Origin of the sequence: Sphingomonas segetis (assembly GCF_009720245.1) — a bacterium.
Lineage (GTDB): Bacteria > Pseudomonadota > Alphaproteobacteria > Sphingomonadales > Sphingomonadaceae > Sphingomicrobium > Sphingomicrobium segetis.
In genome coordinates, this window is sequence record NZ_WJSQ01000194.1 from 1 (window position 1) to 4,200 (window position 4,200).

4 protein-coding genes are annotated in these 4,200 nt (G+C 67.2%); 3 read left to right on the forward strand and 1 reads right to left on the reverse strand.

What is annotated here, in order from left to right:
- Window positions 1-150: 150 nt before the first annotated feature.
- Window positions 151-2,778, reverse strand: coding sequence for an aminopeptidase N (gene pepN / locus GH737_RS13370; RefSeq protein WP_155265291.1), 2,628 nt, complete (start codon window positions 2,776-2,778; stop codon window positions 151-153).
- A 103-nt stretch (window positions 2,779-2,881) separates the two neighbouring features.
- On the opposite strand from pepN, the gene GH737_RS13375 reads away from it, so the two are divergent.
- The 3 genes from GH737_RS13375 (at window position 2,882) to GH737_RS13385 (ending at window position 4,024) form a co-directional block, all read left to right on the forward strand.
- Window positions 2,882-3,145 (forward strand): DUF2171 domain-containing protein, encoded by a 264-nt coding sequence (locus GH737_RS13375; RefSeq protein WP_155265292.1) that lies wholly within the window; start codon window positions 2,882-2,884, stop codon window positions 3,143-3,145.
- 62 nt (window positions 3,146-3,207) lie between these two features.
- A complete protein-coding gene (locus tag GH737_RS13380; RefSeq protein ID WP_155265293.1) occupies window positions 3,208-3,642 on the forward strand; it encodes a hypothetical protein in 435 nt (144 codons plus the stop codon).
- A gap of 58 nt (window positions 3,643-3,700) precedes the next feature.
- Complete coding sequence (locus GH737_RS13385; RefSeq protein ID WP_196233187.1) at window positions 3,701-4,024, forward strand: hypothetical protein; 324 nt, start codon at window positions 3,701-3,703, stop codon at window positions 4,022-4,024.
- Window positions 4,025-4,200: the final 176 nt, after the last annotated feature.

Here is a 4,200-nt window from a genome sequence, read left to right on the forward strand (position 1 = left end):
TGGCGAGCGCCGGCGGGGCGGAGGTCCAGACCCGCCGCTTCGTGGCGAACGCGCCGTCGGACGGCACCGCCGCCAGTGTCGGGCCGGCGCTGAACCACGCCGCCAACGAGGTCGCGCAACAGATCGCGCAGTGGATCGGCGGCTGAGCGATTACGCCAGGCTCTTCGTGACCTGTTCGTAGACGTCTTTCGACAGGCCTTCGGTCGCCGCGATCCGCTCCAGCGCCTGGCGCATCAGCGCGGCGCGGTTCGGTTCTAACCGCCTCCAGCGTCCGAGTGGCGGGACCAGCCGGGCCGCGACCTGCGGGTTCAGCTTGTCGGCGGCGATGATCATCTCGGCAAGGAAGGCGTAACCGCGACCGTCGGCGGAATGCAACGCCCAGTGGTTGGCACCGAACGTCCCGGCGAGCGAGCGCAGCCGGTTGGGGTTGGTGATGACGAAATCGGGGTGCTGCGCGAGCTCTAGCACCTGGTCGACCGTATCGGCGCGCTGCGCTGCCGCCTGGAGCGCGAACCATTTGTCGAGCACCAGCGGGTCGTCGTGAAAACGCCGGTAGAAAGCGTCGAGCGCTTCGGCGCGCTCCGGCTGGTCCGTCGAGACGAGCACGCCGAGCGCGCCCTGGCGCTCGGTCATGTTGTCGGCGCGGTCGAACTGCGCTTTCGCGAGCTTCGCCGCCTCGGCCGCTTCGGTTGCGGCAATCAGCCCCAGCGCGACCGTCCGCAATCGGCGAATACCCTTTGCGCGGGGGCTGAGATCCTCACCTGGAGCGCCGTCGCTGCGGTACGCGGCGAGTAGTTCGCCGCGCAGGTCGCTTCCGATCGCTCCGCGAAGCCGCTCGCGCGCTTCGTGAACCGCATCGGGATCGACCACCTCCAACCGGTCGGCAATCAGGCTTTCGCTCGGCAGCAGGATCGCCTCGGCCTTGAAGGCGGGGTCGAGCGAGTTCGACCTCAGCGTCCCCGCGATGGCCCGGACCACCGGCGCGGCGTCGACGGCCTGGCCGCGCGCACCGGCGACGAGTGCACGCATCATCAGTTCCTGCATCGCCTCGTAGCGCGCGAATGGATCGCTGTCGGTCTGGGCGAGCCGCTCGAGCTCTTCCGTCGGGCGCTCCGCCTCCAGCACGACGGGCGCGGAAAAGCCGCGGTTGATGGAGAGCAGCGGCGCTTCGGTGACATTTTCGAAAGTGACGCTTGCGCTCTGCTGGTCGAGGACGATCAGCCGTTCCGGGCAGATTTCGTGGCCGCTCTCGCTGCCGATCAGCGCGGTCCTGAGCGGGATGGGCATCGACTGCTTGCTCGACTGCCCGGGGGTGGGATCGACCTGCTGTTCGAGATGAAGGGTTGCGGTCTTCGCCTCCGCATCGTGCTCGAGCCGCGCGCGCACCTTCGGCGTACCCGCCTGGCTGTACCAGATCTTGAACGGCTGCAGGTCGACTCCGCTCCCGTCCTCGAGCGCGGCGACGAAATCGTCGCAGGTCGCGGCCTGGCCGTCGTGGCGGTCGAAATAGAGGTCAGTGCCCGCACGGAACTTCTCCGCGCCCAGCACCGTGTGGAACATGCGGATGACCTCGGCGCCCTTGTTGTAGACGGTCGCCGTGTAGAAATTCGAAATCTCGATATAGGAGTCGGGCCGAACCGGGTGGGCGAGCGGGCCCTGGTCTTCCGGGAACTGCACCGCGCGGAGCACACGCACATCCTCGATCCGCTTGACGGGCGCGCTGCCGACGTCCGCTCCAAAGCTCTGGTCGCGAAACACGGTGAAGCCTTCTTTCAGGCTCAGTTGGAACCAGTCGCGGCAGGTGACCCGGTCGCCCGACCAATTGTGGAAATATTCGTGCGCGACGACGCGGGAGATGTTGTCGAAGTCGGCGTCCGTCGCCGTGTCCTGGTCGGCGAGGACATACGCCGAGTTGAAGATGTTGAGGCTCTTGTTCTCCATCGCACCCATGTTGAAGTCGCTGACCGCCACGATGTTGAACTGGTCGAGGTCGTATTCGCGGCCATAGACCTTCTCGTCCCACGCCATCGCCAGCTTCAAACTGTCCATCGCATGCTGGGTCTTGGGAAGATCCGCCTCGCGCACCCAGATCGCGAGGTCTACCTTCCGGCCGCTCATCGTCGTGAAGCTGTCGCGGTTCGCCTCGAGGTCGCCGGCGACGAGCGCGAACAGGTAACAGGGCTTGGGGAATGGGTCCGCCCATTCCGCCCAGTGGCGGCCGTTGCCGCTTTCGCCCGCGGCGACGCGATTGCCGTTCGACAGGAGCACCGGAAAGCGCGCGGCGTCGCCGTGCATCCGCACGAGGTATTTCGACAGCACGTCCGGCCGGTCGGGGAAGAAAGTGATGCGGCGGAACCCCTGCGCTTCGCACTGTGTGCAGAGCATCCCGCCCGACGCGTACAGGCCCATCAGCTTGGTGTTGGTCGCCGGGCGAATGATCACCTCGGTCGCGACCGTCGCTCGCTCGCCCGCGATGTCGATCACCAGCTGCGAGCCTTCGATCCGATGATCGGCCGCTTCGCCGTCGACGGTCACCGAAACCAGCTCGAGCGCGTCGCCGTCGAGGCGCAACGGGCGATCGTGCTCGCCGTTGCGAACGACGTTGAGCGTTGCGCGGACTCGGGTCCGCTCCGCGTCGAGGTCGAAATCGAGCTCGATCTCGGGCACCAGCCAGTCGGGCGGCTGGTAATCCTCGCGGCGGATGGTGACGTGCGCCGGCGAGGGCGGCGCATCGGGCGCGGTCGGCGCGTCGGCAAGCGTGGTTCGGACATCGGGCATCGCCGCGACTTAGGCGCGCGTGACAAACGGAACAACCCGCGCGGCGGAGCGTCCCTGCGGCGTGTGCGTTGAGGGGGAACGCAGTCGGCAGAAGGAGACGATGATGAGCGGCTTTGAAGACATTCGCGAACATATGGAAATCATCGGCGCCGACGGTGTCCACATCGGCACCGTCGACCGGGTCGAGGACAACCGGATCAAGATGATCCGCGCCGACAGCGGCGTCGGCCATCAGGACGAGCATCACTTCATCCCGCGCGGCCTCGTCGCCGAGGTCGAGGGCGACAAGGTGCGGCTGACCGCGCGCGGCGATGTCGTCGCCGACCTGTTCGAGCAGGAAAAGAGCGGCGAGCCCATCGGGCACTAGCAGCGCGATGACTTGATCCTCGCGCCCCTTTTCGCTCCAATGGGCGCAAAGGGGAGGGGATCATGCGACATTCGATCGTCATTCTTGGCGCGGCACTAGCGCTCGCTGCGTGTGGGCAATCCGCGGACGACAGCGCCGCCAACAATGCTGCGGCGAACACGGCCGCGCCCGAGAAGCCGAAGCCGGCCTATTGCTTCTTCAAGCCCGACGAGACGAAGGGCTGGGCGGCAAAGACCGATAAGGACGGCAATGTGGTCGTCAGCGGCAAGGCATTCCGCTCCGACCCGCGCTACAAGGCTTCGCTCCTGCCGGCGACGGTCAGCGGCACCGGCGCCGAAATCGCGCCGACGATCACCATTAACGACACCGGCTTCGCGGCGCCCGACAATTGGTGGGACCTGAGCGAGACGATCGCGAACAGCCAGGCGGTCACGTCGGTGACCGTCAAGTGCGGCGCGGACACGCTCGCGACCCTTTCGGTGCCGCGGGAAAAATAAGCGACGACCTCCGCAGGAGGCTGTTGAGAACAGGCGCAAAAACGCGCACGTTGGAGCGATGAAGCGCGAAGGCGTGACGGAGTCGCCGGCCGGCAAGTGGACCCGTCCCGAGGACTACCTCAGGGCGATGGCGCTCAAGCGCACGTTCCGCCGCGGCAGGCGGGGGGAGGACCGCACCGAGCCCGAATCGCCGCGGCTCCTGCTCTCGACGGTGCCGTTCCTGGCGCTCTTCGTCTTGCTCGGCGTGCTCGCAGTCGGGATCATGATCTCGGCTTTCCCCGGGACGCAGCCCCAGGAGCACCCGGCGCAGGTCGCGCAGCACGAGACCGGTGTCGCGCCCAAAGGCTGGTTCCAGAAGGCGGAAAAGGAATTCCACCGTTAGGTCGACCGTTCATTGCCGCGCAAGTGAAGGGGGCGGAGGGTGAAGCGATGGTGGCCGGCCTCCCCATTGCGTTGATCATGGCCGCGCCCGCGGCGGCGGCTGCGCAACCGCCGGCTGCCACCAAGGCGGACTCTCCAGCCGCAGCGGCTTCCGCCGAGGCTTGCCCGGCACCGGGC

Excerpts from the sequence above, each read along its gene's own strand:
- pepN (WP_155265291.1), bottom strand. The coding sequence starts at position 2,778 with ATGCCCGATGTCCGAACCACGCTTGCCGACGCGCCGACCGCGCCCGAT.
- GH737_RS13375 (WP_155265292.1), top strand. The coding sequence starts at position 2,882 with ATGAGCGGCTTTGAAGACATTCGCGAACATATGGAAATCATCGGCGCC.
- GH737_RS13380 (WP_155265293.1), top strand. The coding sequence starts at position 3,208 with ATGCGACATTCGATCGTCATTCTTGGCGCGGCACTAGCGCTCGCTGCG.
- GH737_RS13385 (WP_196233187.1), top strand. The coding sequence starts at position 3,701 with ATGAAGCGCGAAGGCGTGACGGAGTCGCCGGCCGGCAAGTGGACCCGT.